This is a genomic window from Bacillus sp. ABR (genome assembly GCF_056172715.1).
Genome location: NZ_JAOYSL010000004.1, coordinates 1 through 22108, shown reverse-complemented (window position 1 = coordinate 22108; position 22108 = coordinate 1). Strand labels below are relative to the sequence as shown.

Below are 22108 nucleotides of genomic sequence, written 5' to 3'. Positions count from 1 at the left end.
TATGTTAAGAATGATTTAAATTAGAAAGAAGTTGATTTCACTTAATATGAAGATCCATATGGAGATAATTATGAAAAACGGCTAGAATAGGCATAATTTCTAAATTTACTTTCTCTACTAAAACATTGTACACTGTTGCGTAACTATCATGAGTAATCAAATTTAAATAGTCATACAACTTATTAGTATCAATAGCACCTATTAAATTTTTTATAGCTTGATATTTTAAATGATTTTCTCCTCGACATATTTCATGCAAATTTGATTTCTCAGAGAGTTTCTCTACTAAAAATTTTAGATTTTGCTTCGGATTACCGTGATTTTTTATTTCTTTACTATTCATTACTTCTTCAATAGATAGTTCCATCAATTGCCTTAAAGACGAAGCAATCATATATCTATAGTCTACTGCATTTTCCAAAGATTGTATCTCTTTTATCAACGTATCAACTGTATTATTTATCTTTAATTTTGCATCACCTATTATAAATGAAGCTACTGATGTAAAGAATTCATTCTTTGGTTGATTTGTCTCAATTCTTTTGTTTGGAACTCTTACCTTTATTTCAATTCTTCTAGAGATAGATTCACCTTTATAATTTAATTTGGCTTGTACACTATAATCACCAATAGAAGCATCTCCAGAAAAGATATTGTTTCTGATGTAATTACTCTCAGTAGAGAAAATCACCTTATTTTTTAAATTCTCTCCGTTGGAGTCCGTTGCATTTTCAATCAACTCTAATAAATTGTAATCATTATATAAATAAACAATCTTTTTATTTGTTATCAAATTTAAAATCAATTTATATTGTTCTTCTGATTTTGGGTTTCCTTCTGTCTCTTTTCCTTCTGGGTTTCCTTCTGTCTCTTTTCCTTCTGGATTTCCTTCTATCTCTTTTCCTTTTGGGTTTCCTTCTATCTCTTTTCCTTCTGGATTTCCTTCTATCTCTTTTCCTTCTGGATTTCCTTCTATCTCTTTTCCTTCTGGATTTCCTTCTATCTCTTTTCCTTTTGGGTTTCCTTCTATCTCTTTTCCTTCTGGGTTTCCTTGAGAAATAGGTTTTATTTCCTCAAAAAAATTAGAAGCCATTTCCGCAGTGTATACATCAGCCACAGTCGCATTTTTTGAAATGAAAAATTCTATCATTTCACATATTTTATTAAAGTGGACACTATCAGTTAAATCAACTTTTAAACCTCGATCTAATTGAAATATTCTTTTACGTATATTAGAATAGCCAAAAATTCTATTCAGGGTTGTAGCAAAGCTTCCTTTTTGCAGTTTATTGTACAGTTCTCTCTTTTCAGCAGTTTTCTCTAGTTTTTTATATATTAAATTTCCTAATCCTAATGGTTGATTAAGGTGTTGAGAATTGAAAGTGTCTTTTTCATTAGAATCCCAATTAATTTGACCTTTTCCATTTTGTTCTCCAGAGTGTAACTTTGCTACATGATTCGCCATAGAGTTAGAATCAGTATATACTTGAACATTGAGTTTCAGCTTTCTAACATCAAAATTCTCTTTCATTATTTTTAAGTTTTCATAGACTTTTGGATAATCGTTTTTTATAATTTCAGATGTATTATTATATAATAACTTTAACGCTGTTAATCTTCTATTTCCATCATGAACTATAAATTCACCATCTTTTTTGAGTACAATGAAATTTTCAAGAACTATACCTGTCTCAACAATGTCTTCTATTAAAGACATTATTTTACCAGGCCCAACTTTTTTCAATTGAAAAAAAGTAAGAATTGCTTCTGCCTCACTTTTTACCTCTCTTGGAAACCTAGGATTTGTCATAGATAAAGTTAGATCAGTTATATACATTTCTTTTAATTGTGGCTGCTCATACATTTAAATTGACCCCTTTAATATGAAATCTACACATTTTTAAAACTTCAGTATTTCTCTTATATTTTATCAGGTGTAATATTTGAACAAAAAACTCCTCTAGATAATAATATCTAAAGGAGTTTTTAATTACAATATTTTTCTAAATTTAAATGAAAATTGACCTATCTCTTGTCTACTCCACCGTCACGCTCTTCGCAAGGTTACGTGGTTTATCCACATCACACCCGCGGTGAAGTGCTGCGTAGTAAGCGATTAGCTGTAATGGAACAACAGATGCAAGTGGTGCAAGTGCTGGGTGTACAGCTGGAAGGACGAAACGGTCGCCTTCGTCTTCTAGGCCTTTTAGTGAGATGACACATGGGTTTGCTCCGCGTGCAACGACTTCTTTGACGTTACCGCGAATGCTGAGGTTCACGTGCTCTTGCGTTGCAAGGGCAATGACCGGTGTGCCTTCTTCAATTAAAGCAATTGTGCCGTGTTTGAGTTCTCCGCCAGCAAAGCCTTCTGCTTGGATGTAAGAGATCTCTTTTAGTTTTAGTGAACCTTCAAGGCACACATAGTAGTCAAGTCCTCTTCCGATAAAGAATGCGTTACGTGTCACTGTGAAGAAGTCACGAGCGATTTGTTCCATTTCATCCTTTTGATCGACAAGGGCTTCCATTGCGTTTGCTACAATACCAAGCTCTTTGACAAGATCAAAGTCAAGAGATTGACCATTTAATTCAGCTGCAACAGATGCAAGGATTGCAAGGACAGCGATTTGAGCTGTGTAGGCTTTTGTTGAAGCCACTGCGATTTCTGGTCCTGCATGAAGAAGCAATGTGAAGTCCGCTTCACGAGAAAGCGTAGATCCTGGTACGTTTGTGATCGTTAATGCTTTATGACCAAGCTCTTTGACTTGAACAAGTACAGCACGGCTGTCCGCAGTCTCTCCAGATTGAGAAAGGAAGATGAACAGCGGCTTTTTCGATAGAAGCGGCATGTTGTAAGAGAATTCACTTGCTACATGGACTTCTACAGGTACTTTCGCCCAGTCTTCAATGTATTGTTTACCGACAAGTCCAGCATGGTAGCTCGTTCCGCAAGCCACAATGTAAATGCGGTCTGCTTCTGCTACCGCGCTTGCGATATCGCCAGCGACTGACAGTTTGCCGTTTTCGTCTTGATATTCTTGGATGATTTTGCGCATAACAAGCGGCTGTTCATCCGTTTCTTTTAACATGTAGTGAGGATATGTGCCTTTCTCAATGTCGCTTGCATCAAGCTCAGCGATATAAGAAGGACGTGTCATGATATCACCGTCAAGGTTTTTAATAATAACCTCGTCTTTTGTGACAATGACCATTTCTTTATCCATTAATTCCGCATATTCGTTTGTTACTTGAAGCATCGCCATTGCGTCAGAAGCCACAACGTTGAATCCTTCGCCGAAACCAACCAATAATGGGCTTTTGTTTTTCGCCACATAGATTGTTTCTTTGTTTTCGTTATCGAAAAGGGCAATTGCGTAAGAGCCTTTTAGTTGAAGAAGCGTTTGACGGAAAGCTTCCTCTGTATCAAGACCTCTGCTGACAAATTGTTCGATGACTTGAACAACAACCTCTGTATCTGTGTCGCTTTTTAGTGTGACGTCTTGTAAATATTCGCGTGTCAATTGTACATAGTTCTCAATGACACCGTTATGAACAAGCGTAAAACGGCCAGAAGCACTTTGATGCGGATGTGCATTTAAATGGCTTGGTACACCGTGAGTTGCCCAGCGTGTATGTCCGATTCCTGCTGAAGATGCTACGTTTGCATCTACGACTTCACGAAGCTCAGCGATACGTCCTTTTTCTTTGAACACATGCACGCCATCTTCGTTTGCCACAGCGATACCTGCTGAATCATACCCGCGGTACTCAAGCTTCTCTAAACCTTTTAATAAGATTTCCTTCGCATCATTCTGACCAATATAACCTACGATTCCACACATAAATATTCTTCCTCCCGATCATGTGAAAGGGACAAAGAAAGCCTACTAAAATAGAAGGGACATTTCTTTGTCCCTCTCTACATGTTTAATTTGGGAGATCATGTGTATTCCCTTTGTACAAAGAGTCACCTCTTTGCTTTAAAGAAACACTTACGGCTGTGATCTCTTTTTTGATCAGCCGGGAGGCATCCGCCGAAAATTCGATAACCTCCATCCTCGTCAACTAAGCATCTTTCGTCCGATCGCTTAGTTCGGGCGCTATAATTATAAGAGAGTTTCTGAACATCTACCCTGCCTTTCCTGATAGAATAAAAATCCAGTAACACAAGGATGATTGTACTATAAGGTCTGACCTCCGTCAATCACAATTTAGCGGGTGATCCCCTTCATTTGAGAAAGTGAGACCTCCATACACTATATGCGATGAGGCTTGTCACGTTCTACCTTTGATGTGCTCTCCTATGTATGAAGGCAGCTTCAAGTTGCCCTCGCTTATATCATTCGTATAGATCCATCCAATTATGTCGTTTATTCAAAAAAAAGCAAACCGCTGGCAGCGGTTTGCCTTCACCTATTACTCAATACCCATTTCTTCTTTCACAACAGCTGTAATTCGAGCCACATATTCATTACACAGCTCTTTTGTTTTCGCCTCTGCCATGACACGTACAAGCGGCTCTGTCCCCGATGGACGAACAAGGATACGGCCGTCACCATTCATCTCTTTTTCGACCTCTTGGATCACCGATTTTACTTTTTCATTTTCTTCTACTTTATATTTATCAGACACTTTCACATTCACTAAAAGCTGCGGGAACTTTTCCATTTCCGCTGCAAGCTCTGATAATGTTTTCCCTGTCGCTTTGAGCGTATTCACAAGCATGATCGCAGAAAGCATGCCATCACCTGTCGTATTATAATCAAGGAAAATCAAATGACCTGACTGCTCGCCGCCGACATTATAGCCGTCTTTTTTCATCGCTTCAACCACATAGCGGTCACCAACAGCAGTTTGAATGCTCTTAATGCCTTGCTTCTCAAGCGCTTTATAGAAACCAAGGTTACTCATAACCGTTGACACGACGGTGTCATCCTTTAATCGGCCTTCATCCTTCAAATAACGTGCACATATGTACATAATTTGATCACCGTCTACGATATCACCTTTTTCATCGACTGCAATTAAACGGTCACCGTCACCATCAAACGCAAGACCAATATCTGCACCCTTCTCCTTCACAAAAGCAGAAAGTGCTTCTGGATGAGTGGAGCCTACACCATCATTGATATTCAATCCGTTTGGAGATGTTCCCATTGTGGACACATCAGCATCTAAATCTGCAAATAAATGTGTCGCTAGAGAAGAGGTTGCACCATGTGCACAGTCAAGCGCCACGTGAATACCTGTAAAATCCTCGTCCGCTGTCTGCTTTAAGAATTGCAAGTATTTCTGACCGCCTTCAAAGTAGTCGTTCACCGTTCCAAGATCGGCTCCAACTGGGCGTGGTAATTGATCGACTGGCTGATCCATCAGCTGCTCAATTTCGTTTTCCTGTTCATCTGACAGCTTAAAGCCGTCACCGCCGAAGAATTTAATGCCGTTGTCTTGAACTGGATTGTGTGAAGCAGAAATCATGACACCCGCTTCAGCATCCATTGCCTTCGTTAAATAAGACACACCAGGTGTTGAGATCACACCTAGACGCATCACTTCAGCTCCAATTGAAAGTAAGCCTGCAACAAGCGCTCCTTCTAACATATGACCAGATACACGTGTGTCTCGACCAACGAGTACCTTTGGACGTTCTTTATCCTTCGTGAGCACATAGCCGCCAAATCTCCCAACTTTAAATGCGAGCTCTGGCGTTAATTCGCTATTCGCTACACCCCTTACACCATCAGTTCCAAAGTACTTGCCCATGTTTCAATCGCTCCTTTTTTACCATTCAAGAGGACGCATCGTCCTCTTTTTTATCTTCTTTGACCCGCTGTCTTTGACTCGATTCTTTCTTTGCTTTATCTTGCGTGGATTCTTCTTTACTCTTCTCACCCTGATCATCGTCATCAGTTGATGGATCTTGTTGATCTTTTTGATCCTTCCGATCATTCGTCGAAGCCGGCTGATCCTCTGTATCAGTAGAAGTGAGTTTCACTTTGACCTTTGATCTCGATAATGTCCAAGTCACATTTTGAGGACCATTTACTTGAACTTTGACCTCATGGGTTCCTTCGTTCAAGTCCCCTGCATTGATATAGGCTTCAACATCTGAAGCCTTTAGTTTATCAATCGCACTCTTTGATCCCTTTGCTGTTAACGTGATCCGTCCAGAAGATGGGCTCACAAAATCAGATGTGAGATCCTTGCTCAAACCCACGACAGAAATCGGTACATTATCGATCTTTTTTTCTTCAGCTGTTGCAACCTTCACTTTGATCTTAACGGTTTCGGGTGATACCTTTTTCACACCATCTGGCAGGGGAATATCGGCATCAATCTCCGTATCATCTTTGATCTTGCTTAGGTCCAGCTTGACGCCATCAATAAAATCAAGGGCATCCAGCACCTTTTGAGAGCCGTACACTGTGACCTCACTCGGGCTTGTCTCAATGCTTGAGATGCTGATCCCTTCTGGCAAGCTGCCCGTCCGCTCAATTTTAAAAGGGACCTTTTTGCTTGGACTCGAGATTGGGACCGTAATATCCACCACGGACGGACTTACTTCAACTGGCAGCTCATTCCCGCTGCTATCATACACAGTGAGCTTCGCCTCTTTTTCAATTTGCTGATCGACATCTTCTAAGTTCACAAAAGCTTTAATGACAGAAATTTTGTCGATGACGTCCTTTGATCCAGTAACTGTGACCTTTTTCGGATTCACAATGGGCTGTTCAGGTGTATAGCCGTCTTTGATTTTATTTTGATTATAAAACTCGGTTTCAACAGGAAATTCAGCTGTTGTTTTTTCTTGTATCGTCACAGTCGTCACAGATGGATTAATCGATAGTGTGAGTCCCTTCGATACATCTCTTGCCTTCAGCTCCACTTTATGTGTACCTGTCGATAAGTTCTGCATGTCTGCGTAAATTTCAAAATTCTTTGTTTGTCTTGCTGTTTTCACAGCACTAGTTGATCCTTTAATCGTGACATTGACTGTCTGCGGCACACCAGTGACGACGTACTTCTCATCATCATAATACGCTTTAACAGGAATGTCGGTTAAAGTTGCTTCATCTGTCGTCGATGTTGGGAAAAAGGATTCACCGATTTTTTTCGGCGTGGGCGCTTGCGCTGAATTGACTGCACCATACAGCAATAAAGCGAAGACCAATGCAAGAAGCTTAACGGCCCAGCGATTATTCAAAATCTTATCCATTTTTCTTGCCCCTCCAATACCATTTGGTCGAGGAAGCATCTTTGCTGTTCTTACTAAATTCAGCAATCAGCATTTCTTCAAGCGCTTCTTCTGTCAATTCTCGGTGGAGATCACCATTCCTTGCGACAGAAATACCGCCAGTTTCCTCAGAAACGATGACAGTTAAGCTGTCTGTCACTTCACTAATTCCGACTGCCGCCCTATGACGCGTCCCCAGCTCCTTAGAGATAAAAGGGCTTTCTGACAGCGGTAAATAGCAAGCTGCAGCTGCAATCTCATCCCGCTTCATAATGACAGCACCGTCATGAAGCGGTGTATTCGGAATGAAAATATTAATGAGCAGCTCTGAACTCACCTTTGCATTCAAAGGAATTCCTGTCTCTATGTAATCATTCATTCCGGTATCGCGCTCAATTGTCAGCAGTGCGCCGATTCTGCGTTTCGCCATATAGTTAATTGCTTTTGTAATTGCCTCGATCGTTTTCTGCTGCTGCTCCTCTACAGGTGTCCCGCTTCTTGAGAAGAAACGGCCGCGCCCAAGCTGCTCAAGCGCTCTCCTTAGCTCTGGCTGAAAAATAATAATGATCGCAAGGAATCCCCACGTAATCGCTTGATCCATCAGCCATTGAAGTGTGTTAAGACCGAGATACGCACTTCCCATCCTGACGAGAACAATGACCACAATTCCCTTTAAAAGCTGAACCGCTTTTGTTCCGCGGATGACCATCATTAATTTATATATCACATACCAAACAACGAGAATATCAACAGCATTACCGAGGTACTGCAAAAAAGGAATATCCCCTAAAGCCATTTCCTCGTCCTCCAGAATTTTCAGTTATTCTTCGTTTGATGCATTTTTTAATATAAAAATAGCCTATGTATCAATACATAGCGTGGCTATTATACCACATTTTGTTTCAGCAAGGAAAATAGTTGCCATATCTGGCTGAGTTGCTAGTATGCGTGAATCCCACCAATGTATAGAAAAAGAGCAGCCCCCTTAGAGACTGCTCTTTAAGCCGATTGAGTTACTTTTGCTCCTCTGGCCCAATGACCCGCATTACGTTTTGTGCTGTTGATTTCATTTTGTACCAGATCCAATCAAATACTTCATTAATTTCATTAATTTGACCAGTGACTTGTCCGGCAGAAGCAGTCAACTGTTCCCCATTGACGACGGTGACATTTCCATCAACCTTGCCTTCTACAATCAGCTTGCCATTTTTGACAGTGACATCACCCTTTACGGTTTCCCCTTTAGGTACGGTCACTGTATCATTTTCAACGACGAGATTCGGCTGCTTTGACACACTGAAATTATGATCGGTATTCCAGCTCGTAAACAGACTGCCTCCCATTAAAATGAGAAAGAGGGCAGCGGCTACCATCAGCGGGTGAGCTTTGATCCATCTTTGAACCGACACACGCTTTTTCTCCTTTGGAAGACCTGCCATCACCTTTGCAGTGAAATCAGATGGTGCTTCTATATGAGATGTACTCTGCACTAGCGCGATGGATTTCTCAATTTGTTGAAAATGAGTACGGCACTCCTCACACGATTGCAGATGGCTTTTTAATTCTTTTTCGTCTTGGGGCTCAATGTCCCCGTCTAAATACTGATGCATAAGCTGGACGATTCTATCCTGACAGCTCATCAAAATCACCTCACTCAAAGGTCTCTCAACTGTTTCCGGAGAGCCTCTCTACCCCTGTGTATTCTCGTTTTCACCGTACCAACTGGTATATTCAGAATCTCACTAATTTCTTTTAACGAGAGTTCATCAATATACTTTAATACGATGACCGAACGATATTTGTCGGGTAATCTTAAAATTTTTTGCTGAATGGTACTCGATAATTCAAGAGACACCACCTCATCCTCTGGCAAAATGCCATCAGCAGCAATTTGAGAATACATATTTAATCCTTCTGTTCCTGCCACCTCTGCATCTAAATAATAATCCGGCTTTTTTTTGCGAATACGGTCGATGGTCAGGTTGGTTGCAATGCGGTACAGCCACGTGGAAAACTTACGGTTCACATCAAAGCTTTCGATATTCACATAAGCACGAATAAACGCCTCCTGCGCAATATCCTCCGCTTCATGTGCATTCCCAAGCATACGGTAGCACAGCTGATAAATTTTGTCTTTATACAGGTCTACGATGTCTGCAAATGCGTTCTGGTCGCCTTTTTTCACTTGCTTAATTCTCTTTTTAATCATTGTGTCCATAGTATATTCAACCTCTGCCTTCACCGGTCTTTATGTATACGAACCTCTTTCCAAAAGGTTTCATTCTCCTCTAAAAAATAGTGTAACAAATTTTTGACAGTGTGTTACGCTTATCAACCGGTAAAAACCTTAACATATCCTTAAATTTTCCCAAAACAAAAAAAGAACGGGAACAAGTCCCGCTCTACAATAGCTTTTCACCCATTAATGAACCAATTAACGCAACTGCCGCTTCAGCGGTTTTGTTTTTCTCATCTAAAACCGGATTTACTTCAACAAATTCAGCAGACGTTAAAATACCCGCCTCCTCTAAAAGCTCCATTGCGAGATGACTCTCCCGGTAACTAATGCCCCCTGCTACCGGAGTACCTACACCAGGGCATTCCGCTGGATCTAATCCATCTAAATCAAGCGACAGATGGACACCATCTGTTCTCTCCTTTAGATACGCAATCGCTTCCTCCATCACCCTTGTCATCCCTAAACGATCAATTTCATGCATCGTATACACTTTAATGCCTTTCTCTCGAATCAATGCCCGCTCTCCTTCATCTAAAGATCGAGCACCAATTATAACGACATTTTCAGGCTTCAATTTAGGCGAATAACCGCCAATATTCGTTAAATCAGCATGCCCAAAACCGAGACTGACAGCAAGCGGCATGCCATGAATATTTCCAGAAGGAGAGGTTTCCTCCGTATTCAAATCCCCGTGTGCATCATACCAAATGACCCCTAAGTTTTCATAATGCTTGGCTACCCCAGCAAGTGTGCCAATCGCAATGCTGTGATCACCGCCTAAAATGAGCGGAAACGAACCAGATTGCACAATACTGTCAACCTTCTCAGCAAGCAGCTGATTTGCCCCAGCATTCTCCGTCAAATTTTTCAGCTTTTCACTTGTATATAAACCTTTCTCATCATCTCTTTGTTCAACTGGAATATCTCCAAGATCCTCTACATCAAATGAGAGCGTTTCCAATTTTTCTTTTACGCCTGCACAACGAATCGCACTCGGGCCCATATCGACGCCCCTTCTCGTTTGACCCAAGTCCATTGGAACTCCAATAATCGTGACCTTCTTTTGCTCTCCCATATGTACATCCCCTTTCCGTTCATGCTTATATTTTACTTTCTTGATGCCTTCTGACTCAACTCGACAACATTTTGAATAGTTATACAGTCCCTCTGCCAACATAAAAAAAGACACCTTTTTCAAAAAGGTGTCTTAACTGGGCTAGCTGGATTCGAACCAACGCATGACGGAGTCAAAGTCCGTTGCCTTACCGCTTGGCTATAGCCCAAAAATGGTGGAGGGGGACGGATTCGAACCGCCGAACCCGGAGGGAGCGGATTTACAGTCCGCCGCGTTTAGCCACTTCGCTACCCCTCCACATATGGAATTGATAAAGATAAAACAGTGCCGGCAAGAGGACTTGAACCCCCAACCTACTGATTACAAGTCAGTTGCTCTACCAGTTGAGCTACACCGGCATATGGTGGAGGATGACGGGCTCGAACCGCCGACCCTCTGCTTGTAAGGCAGATGCTCTCCCAGCTGAGCTAATCCTCCACATCATGGTGACCCGTACGGGATTCGAACCCGTGTTACCGCCGTGAAAGGGCGGTGTCTTAACCGCTTGACCAACGGGCCAGTTTGTCAAGTTTGTTGTTTCCGTGAAGCTGACAAAAGTTATTATATACAGGTTGTCCCCCTTTTGTAAAGGGGATTTTTATTTTTTTTATTTTCTAACTATTTACTCCCTATTTATTCAACATTTCGGCTGAAATATAATTTCAATATTCAAATATAATATTGAAATTTCATATCATACTCAATATACTGAAAATGAAGAAATAAGGAGGTATGTCACATGCAGCCATCTCAACTGCGTTCTTTGACAACAGAATCAAGAAACCCCAACACAATGGGAATTTCTCAAGCAAATCCGCTTGAAATACTCCAGATGATTAATGAAGAAGATAGGAAGGTCGCTCAAGCAGTCAACCTTGTACTTCCCCATGTCAAAACAGCAAGTGACTTTGCCTATGAATCCATCTCAAATGGAGGCAGACTCGTTTATTTAGGCGCCGGAACAAGCGGCCGAATTGGCGTAATGGATGCTGTCGAATGTCCCCCAACCTATAGCGTCTCACCTGATGTCATTGTAGGCATCATGGCAGGCGGAGACTCAGCTTTTTCTCAAGCTGCCGAAGATGTGGAAGATAGTGAAGAAGCCGGCAAACAGGATTTAGTACACATCCACCTGACATCAAAAGATACAGTCGTCGGAATTGCCGCAAGCGGCAGGACACCTTATATCATCGGCGCTTTAAACTATGCAAAGTCAATTGGAGCTAAAACAGTAGCACTCAGCTGCAATGAACAAGCAGAAATTAGCGAGCTTGCAGATTGCGCCATTGAGGTCATTGTAGGACCAGAAGCCATCACTGGGTCAACAAGAATGAAAGCAGCATCCGCTCATAAAATGATTTTAAATATGCTTTCCACCTCAGTCATGATCAGACAAGGCAAAGTATATGAAAACTTGATGGTTGATGTAAAAGTCAGCAATCATAAATTAAAAGAACGCGCCATCACCATCATTCAACATGTGACAAATGCTTCCTACGAACAAGCCGTGAAGACTCTCGAAGCAGCAGACTTAGAAGTCAAAACCGCCATCGTCATGCTCCAAACAAACACAGACAAGAAAACAGCCAAAGATTTACTGAGCAAAACGAATGGTCATATCGACAAAGCGATCTCACGTTATCAATCCTAAAGGAGGCAGAGCTCATGTCAGCAGGCGGACTTACCCTACTACACACAATCAAATCAAAGCTCCCCCAATCTGAAAAAATCATTGCAGACTATATCCTTGCCCATCCTGACAAAGTCATTAAAAGTACAGTACACGAAATCAGTCAGGCAGCCGGCGCAAGCAGCTCTGCAGTCATCCGTCTTTGTAAATCTCTCGGGCTGGATGGCTATCAAGATTTAAAAATGCGGATCGCTGGAGACTTGATGCATGACGATAAACAAGGCTACAGAGATATCGAACAAGATGAACCACTTCAATCCATTATTCAAAAAACAGCTGGAAACTCGATTCAATCGATTAAGGACACCGCTTCTATTTTAAATGCAGATGCTTTAGAAAAGGCTGTTCAATTACTGCTGAATGCAAACCAAATTCATTTTATCGGTGTTGGTGCATCTGGCATCGTCGCAGCTGATGCCCAGCAGAAATTTCTCAGAATTAACTATGCAGCGACAGCCTTCACTGACATGCACATTGCATCTACGGTCATCGCAAATGCAGGAGAGAATGACATTGTGTTTGGTATCTCCTTTTCAGGAGAAACGTTAGACATCATTCAAGCCCTTCAGCTCGCAAAAGACAACCAAGTGAAAACCATTGCTTTAACACATCCAGGTCATACTAGCGTTTCTGCTTTATGTGATGTTCACCTATCGACGTCCGGTTCCAATGAAGCACCTTTTCGCAGTGCTGCCACTTCCTCTAGAATGGCACAGCTCTACTTAATTGATGTCTTGTTCCTCAGTTTAGCTTCTCGTCAATATGAAGAGACAGCCCAATATATTGACAAGACAAGGCATGCCATCCGCTCCATGAAACGAAAAACAAAGGGGGATTCAACATGAGTCATCAAAAGAAATATCAGCAGTTGGCGAAAGACATTCTTTCACTCTGTGGTGGTTCTGAAAATATCTCTTCCCATACACATTGTATGACACGTCTTCGAATTACACCGATCGATAATGAAAAAGTTCACATCACAGCAATCAAAGAACTCGATGGCGTCATTGGCGTCGTCGAAGCAGAAACGCTTCAAATCATTTTAGGTACCGGCGTTGTCAACCAAGTATCAAGTGCGTTTGAACAGCTTCTAAATGCGTCTGGCTCTTATGATTTAAACAACGAAGCACAAAAAAACAAGCAAGCCATTTCACAAAAAAACCGCACACCGTTCAAGCTGTTCTTACGGCGGATTGCCAGCATTTTCATTCCAATCATTCCGGCACTTGTTGCTTCAGGGCTTATTACTGGGATTACAAAAGCGATCGTGCAAGCAGGCTGGCTTGACGAAAAATCTCAAGCCGCAGTTATTTTAACAGTTATAGGTTCTGGCCTTTTCGCCTACCTAGGGATATTAGTCGGAACAAACGCCGCAAAGGAATTTGGAGGCTCTCCTGCATTAGGCGCATTAGCTGGTATTCTCATTATTAACCCAGCCTCCGCAGACATTATGTTATTTGGCACAAATATTCTACCAGGCAGAGGCGGACTCATCGGTGTTCTTCTAGCCGCCATCTTTATGGCACTTGTGGAAACCCGAATTAGACGCTTCGTCCCGCAATCTCTTGATATCATCGTCACACCTACCATCACACTACTCATTACAGGCATTTTCACGTATGTTGTCTTCATGCCAGTCGGCGGATTTATATCTGATGCCATCACCTCAGGACTGACTTACTTATTAAATATGGGCGGAATCTTCGCAGGATTTGTTCTTGGTGCGACCTTCCTTCCACTTGTTGTAACAGGACTTCATCAAGGGCTGACACCGATTCATATGGAACTCATCAATTCAATTGGAGATGACCCGCTTCTGCCAATTCTCGCTATGGGCGGTGCAGGACAGGTAGGCGCTGCATTCGCCATATATATGAAAACAAAAAAGAAAAAGCTCAAAAGAGCCATTGCTGGTGGACTTCCTTCTGGGATGCTGGGCATTGGTGAACCACTCATTTTTGGTGTCACACTCCCGCTAGGACGACCATTTCTCACCGCTTGTCTTGGTGCAGGAATCGGCGGCGCTTTTCAAGCCTACTTCCAAATCGCGACGAAAGCCATCGGTGTATCTGGTCTTCCATTAACCTTTATTGTTCACACACATCAAATGCTTCTTTACTTAATTGGACTATTTATCGCATATGTTGCTGGATTTTTCTTCACATACTTATTTGGATTTCATGATGATATGGCTGTTGAATTCGAGGATCACAATCAATAAGGAGGTCTAGACCTTGAAGAAATGTTTTCTCTTGATCACATGTCTGCTCATGCTCCTTGGGTTACCAGTACAAACATTTGCAACTAGCTCCCATCCTGTATCGTCTTTGTCTAAAACAGCACCTGAAGAATATCCCGTCTTAAAAAAAGCAAAACGACCGGAACAAGTAGGTTTTTCTTCCAGGCAGCTGAGGAAGGTTGATCAAATGATTCAAAATGACATCAAAGCAGGATTTCCAGGAGCCGCTCTCATCATTATCAAGGACGGAAAGATCGTCCATCAAAAAGCCTATGGCTACCGGCAAAAATACGATGGTACAACAGCGCTCAAATCATATAAAAAAATGAAAAAGGATACACTATTCGATTTGGCATCCAATACAAAAATGTATGCGACCAACTATGCCCTGCAAAAGCTTGTCTACGAGAAAAAACTTGATGTCAACGAAAAAATACAGACCATCCTTCCAGATTTTCAGGATGAACCTGATGCAAAGGTAACCGGTAAAGACCAGCTCCGGGTAAAGGATCTTCTCACCCATTCTGCCGGTCTCCCTTCCAGTGTCTTATTTTATAGCAAAGAATCAGCTGGCTCTTTTTATTCTCAAGATAGAAAAACAACGATGAAATGGCTGCCAAAAGTACCGCTGCAATACAAGCCAGGTACCCAGCACATTTATAGTGACATTGATTACATGCTGCTAGGCATGATCATCGAGAAGAAAACAGGCATGCCTCTTGATCAATATGTCGAGTCAACCATTTATCGGCCGTTAGGTCTCAAACACACAATGTTCAATCCGCTGCAAAAAGGCTTCAAGCCGAAGCATTTTGCAGCAACAGAACGTTTAGGCAATTCACGAGACGGTGTAATCGATTTTGAAAACATCCGACGGTACACCCTGCTAGGTGAAGTACACGACGAGAAAGCATATTACTCAATGGCAGGTATCTCCGGCCACGCTGGACTTTTCTCGAATACCTCAGATATGGCCGTGCTGCTTCAGCTGATGCTTAACAAAGGAGGCTATGGAAAAACAACCATCTTTGATCAAGCTTCCATCGATCTCTTTACAGCCTCCTCTGATACGAACCCAACTTACGGGCTAGGCTGGAGAAAAAACGGTCATACTGACATGGAATGGATGTTTGGAAAATATGCAAGTAACGAAGCCTATGGACATACTGGCTGGACCGGCACAATGACGTTGATTGATCCTAAACACAATTTAGGTGTCGTCTTGCTGACGAATAAGAAACATTCACCCGTTGTTTCACCAGAAACCAATCCTAATCAATTTGAAGGTGACCTGTTCCCAACTGGTACTTATGGAAGCATCATGACTGCAATCTACGAATCTTTTAAGTAAAAGGAGGAATTCGATGTTGAAAGCTCTCTTTCCCGCTGCACTAGTTTTAGCCCTGCTAACCTCTTCCATTCCAACGGAAAAGGTTAGCTCTGCCTCTCTGCCCACCGCTAAACAAATGGTTCAAGACATGTCACTGGATGAAAAGATAGGTCAAATGCTCATGCCGGACTTTCGCAATTGGCAAACAAAAGATGAATCCGCACCTACAGGCTTCACAAAGATGAATAACGAAGTATCTCACCTTGTAGAAAAATATCATCTAGGTGGTGTCATCTTATTTGCGGAGAATGTCGTTGATACGGAACAAACCGTGAAACTCACCCACGAATTTCAAAAAGCATCACCAAACATTCCTTTACTCATTTCTATTGATCAAGAAGGCGGAATCGTCACAAGGTTACAAAAGGGAACACATTTCCCAGGAAATATGTCGATTGGTGCCTCTAGAAGCAAAAAAAATGCATATGACACAGGAAAAATCATCGGAAAAGAATTAAACGCCTTGGGGATTAATACAAACTTCTCTCCTGTGCTTGATGTGAATAACAACCCAAACAACCCCGTCATTGGTGTCCGTTCCTTTAGCTCTGATCCTGCTCTTGTCTCTAGACTTGGCCTTCAAACCATGAAAGGACTTCAAAAGGAAAAGACCATTTCCACACTAAAACATTTCCCGGGACATGGTGATACAGCGGTCGACAGTCACTATGGCTTGCCGCTCGTAGAGCATGACCTAGATCGTTTAAAAAAGGTTGAGCTGTATCCGTTCCAACAAGCGATCAATGCTGGTGCAGATATGGTCATGACCGCTCATGTGCAATTTCCTGCCATTGATGACACAACGTATCGAAGCAAGAAAGATGGCGAGGACATCATGGTTCCAGCAACCTTATCAAAAAAAGTCATCACACACTTATTAAAAGAAGAGATGGGCTTTCAAGGTGTTGTTGTGACAGACGCCCTAAACATGAAAGCGATTGCAGATAATTTTGGACAGGAAGAAGCCATAGTGATGGCCATTAAAGCAGGCGTCGACATCGCTCTCATGCCAGCACCAGTTACCTCATTAAAAACAGAGAAAAACCTGGAGAATGTATTTAATGCGGTCAAACAAGCGATTTTAAAGAAAGAAATTCCGATGTCGCAGATTAACGAATCCGTCGAAAAAATTCTTCAATTGAAAATCAAACGCGGCATTATTTCCTCCAAAAAACCAATCAGTCTTGAGAAAAAAATCAAAAAAGCCACTCAAGTCGTCGGGAAAAAATCGCACCGTCAAGCAGAACAAAAAATGGCACGTGAAGGAATCACCCTGCTTAAAAACAACAAAAAAACCTTACCTTTCAAGCCTAAAAAGAATGACAAAATCGTGGTCATGGCACCTTACGAAGATCAGACAAAAGCAATGTCTGTCACAGTCGAATCTCTCATAAAACAAAAAAAGATCAAGCCTGTACGCATCCAGTCATATGCTTTTGCGGATAAAACGTTCACCAAAGACTCTGCCAAACTAATTCAAGAAGCTGACTATGTCATCACTGGCTCTTACGTTGTCCAAAATGACCCAGCTGTAAATGATGGCGTAATTGATGACAATGTCCAGGACCCAAAAAAATGGGCAACTGCCTTCCCTCGTGCTGTCATGAAAGAAGCAGCAGCACAAAATAAAAAAATGGTCATCATGAGTCTTAGAAACCCTTATGATGCGGCAAATTTTGAAGAAGCTGATGCCTTACTAGCTGTGTACGGTTTTAAAGGCTACTCAAACGGACAATTCAATCAGCCAAATATTCCTGCTGGACTAGAAGTGATATTTGGAGCTGCATCACCTAAAGGGAAACTGCCAGTTGATATCCCATCTGTCACTCATCCAAATCAAACCCTTTACCCATTCGGCTATGGACTCAATTTGAAAGGGAAACAGATCAAATAGGAGGGATTCTCTTGAAGAAAACAGCAAGTTTCATAATCGCAAGCATTCTCATGATGAGCACATTGACCGCCGCCTCTCCCGCAGATCAAGAACGAACAGACACAAAAGGAAAAAAAGCAGCAGTCAAAACAGGGATCGAAACACTACTCTCAAGCAATCTTTCATGGCTAAAAGGGAAAAGGGTTGGTCTCATTACCAACCCGACTGGCATTGATGCAAATATGAAAAGCAGTGTCGACCTCCTATTTGAACATCCAAATATCAAGCTCACCGCTTTATATGGGCCTGAACACGGCGTGCGCGGCGATGCACAAGCAGGAGAAGGCGTCGAATCCTATACCGATGAAAAAACAGGTCTTCCTGTTTACTCTCTTTATGGAAAAACAAGAAAACCAACTCCTGAAATGCTGAAAAATGTAGATGTCCTGCTGTTTGATATTCAAGACGTTGGTACTCGTTATTACACCTATATTTACACAATGGCCTATGCGATGGAAGCAGCTAAAGAAAACAACATTCCCTTTGTTGTCCTAGACCGCCCAAATCCCATTGGCGGACTAAAAGTAGAAGGACCTGTTTTAGAGCCTGAACACGCCTCATTTGTAGGGCTCTATCCAATCCCGCTAAGACATGGAATGACTACTGGTGAGCTTGCAAAACTGTTTAACAAAGAGTTTCATATCAATGCTGATGTAACAGTCATCAAAATGAAGAATTGGAAGCGGTCCATGACATTTGATGACACGAAGCTGCCGTTCGTCCTTCCTTCCCCTAACATGCCAACAGTGGATAGTACCTTTGTATATCCTGCCACAGGATTAATTGAAGGCACAAATGTCTCTGAAGGCAGAGGAACGACAAAACCATTCGAGCTCATTGGTGCACCATATATCAATAGCAGCGAGCTGGCAGATCATTTAAATCAGCTAAAACTAAAAGGCGTTCAATTTAGACCTGTGTCATTCACCCCCACATTTTCTAAACATGCCGGTACACTATCTCACGGTGTGCAGTTATACGTCACAGACCGCTCATCCTTCGAAGCGGTGAAAACGGGGTTATCCATCATCACAGCAATACATGATTTATATCCGAACGACTTTCAGTTCCTTCAAACAGGCAGCTTTGACAAACTCATCGGGAATGGCTGGATGAAAGAAGAAATCAAAAAAGGAACTTCCGTCAAACACATCATGAAACGTTATCATCATGACCTCAAAACATTCGAAAAGAAGCGAAAAAAATATCTCATCTATTAAATCACAAAAAACCCTCCATCCTTTGATAGATGGAGGGTTTTTCATGAGAAAGATTTGGTCACAGAAGGTGCTTTCAGCTCAAAACGATTGAGTAAGAAGCCAAACAAGGCAGCAAGCACTTGCTGAAACAGCATGCCAATCACCACCGGAACAGCGACAGCAGGCGGGAAAAAGCTAATGGCAAGCACAGCCCCCGCACTAATGTTTCTCATACCGCCCGTATACACGATGGCCACAATCTCTCCTTGAGTACATTTCATCGCCTTCCCAATCAACCATGCAAACACATATCCGCTCATCGCAATGAGAAACACCGTTGCTGCTTTGCTAAAAAATGCGGCATCCAGTTCACGTAAGTAAGGCGCAACAACAGAACTGTTGATCGACACCACTACAAACAAGCCTATTTTTGAAAAAGGTGACAGTGTCTGACTGATCTTTTTCGTCACATCAGGCTTTGCATAGTGACGAACAAGCATACCTAAAATAGATGGAAGCACCACCATCCCAAACAGCCCTTTCATGATCGCCACCATGTCCATATGAACTTGTGTACCGGCCAAAAGTGACAAACTGGCTGGCACAATTAATGGCGAAAGCATTGTATCAATTAAAATAATGGATAACGTTAATCCAACATTCCCTTTATACATTGCCGCCCATATTAAACTAGAGACTCCTGTGGGAATCACCATTGCAAGTGTCAAACCAGTGATCGTCATGGCATCTCCCGCAAATATGAGATGTCCCGCTGACCAAGCATAAAGAGGCATCAACACATGCAAAATCATAAACGATAAAATCAAAGGCAATGGGTGCATCACCGTATGCTTTAAAGCCGAAAAAGTAGAAGACAAACTCCCTGCAAAGGTCATCACAGCAAATACCCATGGCACTAAAAACGTATAATCCTTTAAGTAAGCCGCCAATAAAACACCGAGTAACACACTAAAAGGTGTAATGAGCGGCATCATCCGGCCGAGCACTTGATTCAAACGCAAAAGCATGCCGGCCACCTCCATCCTTCACTTTCTTACCTTTTCTATTGTAACAGACAGAAAGGCCTTTTTAAGAACCATTCACTTGTTTCACAAGCTTTCGACTTGATGTATCCATTCCAACTACGTCCACCTGGACGCCATTTGCTTGATATCTCTCCTTTATACGTTCTATTGCTGCTACGCCTGATTCATCCCATATACGCGCTTCAGACAAATCAATCACAACAGATTGGAGTTCTTTCCCCTGATGGAAAGCTTGGATCAAGTCAGTGACAGAAGCAAAGAAAATTTGCCCTTTAACTCGATATACCCAAGTACCTGCCTGGCTTTCATTAGACGTAATATGAAGCTTCGATATCTTTGCGACAAAGAATACCGCACTAAGCAGTACACCTGCAAAAACACCTTTTGATAAATCATGAGTCAACACCACCGTCATGACCGTGACAACCATCACAATAGAATCTGTTTTCGGATTCTTTTTTAGCTGCTGAAAGGAACTCCAATCAAATGTGCCAATGGAAACCATGAACATCACAGCCACTAGAGCAGCCATCGGAATTTGAACCACGACATCACCTAGTACAAAAATCAACACCATTAAAAAAGCACCCGCTACAAAGGTAGAAAGCCGGCCTCGTCCTCCTGCCTTCGTATTAATCACAGATTGGCCAATCATCGCACAGCCAGCCATACCACCAAAGAATCCCGCAACCACATTGGCAATCCCTTGACCTCTCGCTTCCTTGTTCTTATTACTAGACGTCTCTGTCATATCATCGACAATCTGTGCGGTTAAAAGAGACTCAAGTAAACCAACCATCGCAAGTGCTAAAGAATAAGGAAAAATAATAGCAAGTGTTTCCCAGTTAAACGGAACTTGAGGTATCAGAAAAACAGGCAAAGAACTAGGAAGCTCTCCCATATCTCCAACTGTTCTAACATCAATATGTCCAAATACAGCCAATATCGTCATTACAATAATGGCAATGAGTGGGGAAGGTATCACTTTTATCACCATAGGCAATAAATAAATGATCAGCAAGGCGCCCCCTGTCATCATATACATAGCCATTGATTCCCCAACGAAATGTGGAAGCTGAGCCATGAAGATCATAATAGCCAACGCATTAACAAAGCCAACCATGACGGACCTCGGAATAAATTTCATCAAACGAGACACTCGGCACAATCCAAACACAATTTGAATCAAACCCGTCAAAATCGTAGCTGCAAACAAATATTGCAACCCATAATCAGCGACCAAGTTAACCATGACGAGAGCCATAGCCCCTGTTGCAGCCGAAATCATGCCTGGGCGTCCACCAACAAACGAAATCACAATCGCGATACAAAATGATGCATACAAGCCGACCTTCGGATCAACGCCCGCAATAATCGAAAACGCAATTGCCTCAGGAATTAAAGCCAGTGCGACTAATATACCCGCAAGCACGTCCTGACGTACATGTCCAAACCATTCTTGCTTTACAAATAAATCTTTCAAACCATCTACTCCTTTTTATATACATACCGTACATGGAAAAAGAAGATCAACTATACCTGGAGATAAAGAAAGGGAAAACAAACGATACTTCACTTTCGGGGGAAAAGAGGAACGTACAGAGTCTTTTGATATAGAGGATATCACTTTAGTAAGAATAAAAGAAAGAGAATGAAGAATCAAGAACAAAAAGAAGGAGATAAGTAAAAAATCGATGCAACAATACTGTGCAAGCCGTTTTATTCGCTTTCCTAATGTCATCAGTCTACTGATCATTGAGCAATTCAGTATATATGTAAACAAACAAAAAAAGCCTTCTCATCATAGAGAAACCTTGTCATATCAACATATAGAGGAAAGCTTCCAAGCGGGCTCGAACCGCTGACCTCTTCCTTACCATGGAAGTGCTCTACCTACTGAGCTATGGAAGCATGGCTCCGCAGGTAGGACTCGAACCTACGACCGATCGGTTAACAGCCGATAGCTCTACCACTGAGCTACTGCGGAATGATAAAGTAACTTCTTCCATTGGAAGGATATAAATAAA

16 protein-coding genes and 7 tRNA genes are annotated in these 22108 nt (G+C 42.0%); 6 read left to right on the top strand and 17 right to left on the bottom strand.

The annotated features are described in order from the left end of the window. Positions 1 to 37: 37 nt before the first annotated feature. The 13 genes from OIT90_RS13580 to OIT90_RS13520 form a co-directional block, all read right to left on the bottom strand. The gene (locus OIT90_RS13580; RefSeq protein WP_474892622.1) at positions 38 to 1864 is read right to left on the bottom strand and encodes a ParB N-terminal domain-containing protein; all 1827 of its coding nucleotides are present in this window, start codon (positions 1862 to 1864) and stop codon (positions 38 to 40) included. A gap of 172 nt (positions 1865 to 2036) precedes the next feature. Continuing rightward, positions 2037 to 3839: a glutamine--fructose-6-phosphate transaminase (isomerizing) gene (gene glmS, locus OIT90_RS13575; protein WP_034621707.1), complete on the bottom strand. Its 1803-nt coding sequence runs from the start codon at positions 3837 to 3839 to the stop codon at positions 2037 to 2039. 574 nt (positions 3840 to 4413) lie between these two features. After that, on the bottom strand, positions 4414 to 5760 hold the full coding sequence (gene glmM, locus OIT90_RS13570) for a phosphoglucosamine mutase (protein WP_024424446.1): 1347 nt from the start codon (positions 5758 to 5760) through the stop codon (positions 4414 to 4416). 25 nt (positions 5761 to 5785) lie between these two features. Then, the gene (locus OIT90_RS13565) at positions 5786 to 7213 is read right to left on the bottom strand and encodes a CdaR family protein (RefSeq protein WP_285706903.1); all 1428 of its coding nucleotides are present in this window, start codon (positions 7211 to 7213) and stop codon (positions 5786 to 5788) included. Next, positions 7206 to 8027: a diadenylate cyclase CdaA gene (cdaA, locus tag OIT90_RS13560; RefSeq protein ID WP_008344027.1), complete on the bottom strand. Its 822-nt coding sequence runs from the start codon at positions 8025 to 8027 to the stop codon at positions 7206 to 7208. Before cdaA ends, OIT90_RS13565 begins: the two co-directional genes overlap by 8 nt. 217 nt (positions 8028 to 8244) lie before the next feature. After that, entirely contained in the window at positions 8245 to 8871 is a 627-nt protein-coding gene (gene rsiW / locus OIT90_RS13555) for an anti-sigma-W factor RsiW (protein ID WP_024424448.1), read from the bottom strand. Positions 8872 to 8885: 14 nt separating this feature from the next. Further along, complete coding sequence (sigW, locus tag OIT90_RS13550) at positions 8886 to 9449, bottom strand: RNA polymerase sigma factor SigW (protein WP_024424449.1); 564 nt, start codon at positions 9447 to 9449, stop codon at positions 8886 to 8888. Positions 9450 to 9633: 184 nt separating this feature from the next. Beyond that, positions 9634 to 10545, bottom strand: coding sequence for an arginase (gene rocF, locus OIT90_RS13545; RefSeq protein WP_024424450.1), 912 nt, complete (start codon positions 10543 to 10545; stop codon positions 9634 to 9636). Between the two features lie 136 nt (positions 10546 to 10681). Next, positions 10682 to 10753, bottom strand: a tRNA-Gln gene (locus OIT90_RS13540). Between the two features lie 4 nt (positions 10754 to 10757). After that, positions 10758 to 10842 (bottom strand) — tRNA-Tyr (locus tag OIT90_RS13535). A gap of 28 nt (positions 10843 to 10870) precedes the next feature. Next, positions 10871 to 10943 (bottom strand) — tRNA-Thr (locus tag OIT90_RS13530). Between the two features lie 3 nt (positions 10944 to 10946). Next, a tRNA-Val gene (locus OIT90_RS13525) sits at positions 10947 to 11022 on the bottom strand. Between the two features lie 6 nt (positions 11023 to 11028). Further along, positions 11029 to 11103: transfer RNA gene (locus tag OIT90_RS13520), tRNA-Glu, on the bottom strand. A gap of 220 nt (positions 11104 to 11323) precedes the next feature. Here OIT90_RS13520 and murQ point away from each other — a divergent pair. From murQ to OIT90_RS13490, 6 genes are read left to right on the top strand one after another with little or no spacing between them, the layout of a single operon-like run. Continuing rightward, on the top strand, positions 11324 to 12235 hold the full coding sequence (murQ, locus tag OIT90_RS13515; protein ID WP_039176040.1) for an N-acetylmuramic acid 6-phosphate etherase: 912 nt from the start codon (positions 11324 to 11326) through the stop codon (positions 12233 to 12235). Between the two features lie 14 nt (positions 12236 to 12249). Further along, positions 12250 to 13119, top strand: coding sequence for a MurR/RpiR family transcriptional regulator (locus OIT90_RS13510; RefSeq protein WP_058837196.1), 870 nt, complete (start codon positions 12250 to 12252; stop codon positions 13117 to 13119). Continuing rightward, the gene (locus tag OIT90_RS13505; RefSeq protein WP_064498206.1) at positions 13116 to 14495 is read left to right on the top strand and encodes a PTS transporter subunit EIIC; all 1380 of its coding nucleotides are present in this window, start codon (positions 13116 to 13118) and stop codon (positions 14493 to 14495) included. The genes OIT90_RS13510 and OIT90_RS13505 overlap by 4 nt, the downstream gene beginning before the upstream one ends. Before the next feature lie 13 nt (positions 14496 to 14508). Then, a complete protein-coding gene (gene pbp4b / locus OIT90_RS13500; protein ID WP_126682112.1) occupies positions 14509 to 15864 on the top strand; it encodes a penicillin binding protein PBP4B in 1356 nt (451 codons plus the stop codon). Between the two features lie 13 nt (positions 15865 to 15877). After that, entirely contained in the window at positions 15878 to 17797 is a 1920-nt protein-coding gene (locus tag OIT90_RS13495; protein ID WP_126682111.1) for a glycoside hydrolase family 3 protein, read from the top strand. Positions 17798 to 17847: 50 nt separating this feature from the next. Continuing rightward, the gene (locus OIT90_RS13490) at positions 17848 to 19056 is read left to right on the top strand and encodes an exo-beta-N-acetylmuramidase NamZ family protein (RefSeq protein ID WP_372556209.1); all 1209 of its coding nucleotides are present in this window, start codon (positions 17848 to 17850) and stop codon (positions 19054 to 19056) included. A 41-nt stretch (positions 19057 to 19097) separates the two neighbouring features. On the opposite strand, the gene OIT90_RS13485 is transcribed toward OIT90_RS13490, so the two are convergent. The 4 genes from OIT90_RS13485 to OIT90_RS13470 form a co-directional block, all read right to left on the bottom strand. After that, positions 19098 to 20063: a bile acid:sodium symporter family protein gene (locus tag OIT90_RS13485; protein WP_474892621.1), complete on the bottom strand. Its 966-nt coding sequence runs from the start codon at positions 20061 to 20063 to the stop codon at positions 19098 to 19100. A gap of 61 nt (positions 20064 to 20124) precedes the next feature. Continuing rightward, complete coding sequence (locus tag OIT90_RS13480; RefSeq protein WP_268464061.1) at positions 20125 to 21564, bottom strand: SulP family inorganic anion transporter; 1440 nt, start codon at positions 21562 to 21564, stop codon at positions 20125 to 20127. A gap of 355 nt (positions 21565 to 21919) precedes the next feature. After that, positions 21920 to 21992, bottom strand: a tRNA-Thr gene (locus OIT90_RS13475). A gap of 1 nt (position 21993) precedes the next feature. Continuing rightward, positions 21994 to 22068 (bottom strand) — tRNA-Asn (locus OIT90_RS13470). Between the last annotated feature and the right edge of the window lie 40 nt (positions 22069 to 22108).